This window comes from Pseudomonas sp. SMV71, from assembly GCF_052042015.1.
In the GTDB taxonomy this organism is placed as follows: Bacteria; Pseudomonadota; Gammaproteobacteria; order Pseudomonadales; family Pseudomonadaceae; genus Aquipseudomonas.
The window spans coordinates 1-857 of the sequence record NZ_JBKGGU010000055.1; the positions used below are offsets into that span (position 1 = coordinate 1).

Annotated in this window: 1 protein-coding gene and 2 pseudogenes; all 3 read right to left on the reverse strand. The window is 60.6% G+C overall.

The features are described 5' to 3' along the window. Positions 1–295: pseudogene (locus ACLEJQ_RS25725) on the reverse strand (hypothetical protein); the annotation flags it as partial. A gap of 47 nt (positions 296–342) precedes the next feature. Continuing rightward, positions 343–465 (reverse strand): annotated as a pseudogene (locus ACLEJQ_RS25730) (DUF6124 family protein); the annotation flags it as partial. A 179-nt stretch (positions 466–644) separates the two neighbouring features. Beyond that, positions 645–857: nucleoid-structuring protein H-NS (locus tag ACLEJQ_RS25735; protein WP_440799913.1), on the reverse strand; the 213-nt coding region annotated here is incomplete at its 5' end.

The window sequence follows — 857 nt, forward strand, 5'->3', positions numbered from 1 at the left end:
AGGCTCGGTGTTCCCTCACTCCGGCATTGCTCCGTGGGCCCGCCGCGATGGGCCATCCATGGCCCTGCGCGGCTAACCCGGCATCCATGCCGGGTTGCCCACTGCGCAATGCCTGCGTTCGGCCCTTGTGGTTGATGGGGCGCTTAAGATCAAGATCAAGATCCAAAGCCAAAGCCAAAGCCAAAGCCAAAGCCAAAGCCAAAGCCAAAGGCTTCGGTATGGAAACATGCTGCCCGTGGCGAGGGAGCTTGCTCCCGCTGGGTGGCGCAGCCGCCCTCTTTTTATTGACGTCCACTGCGCGGTCCAGCGGGAGCAAGCCGCTTTGCCACGTTTTAGGTGCGCTCAAGGATGTGTATTGAGTTCGTCCAGCATTCGATTGGTCAACAAACCGCCTAGCTCAATCAGTTGCTGAATGCCTAGGGCAAAATAACGCCGCGAACCATCCAGGTCGCGAGCAGGCTCGCTCCCACAGAGAGGACGGTGGCTGTTTATCAGTTTTCAGACAAGGCAAAAAACTGTGGGAGCGGGCTTGCCCGCGAAGGCGGTGGCTCAGCTTGCATCAGTGTTGGATGTACCGCCGCCATCGCGAGCAGGCTCGCTCCCACAATTGGATCGGGGTACAACCGGAAACACCAGGCCGACCCCTAGGCCGCCTCGCTTTTGCTTTTGATCTTGATCTTGATCTTGGACGCCCCATCAACCACAAGGGCCGAACGCAGGCATTGCGTAGTGGGCAACCCGGCATGGATGCCGGGATAGCCGCGCAGGGCCATGGAGGGCCCATCGCGGCGGGCCCACGGAGCAATGCCGGAGTGAGGGAACACCGAGCGTAAGCGAGGTGCCCAGTGGTGGGGCAA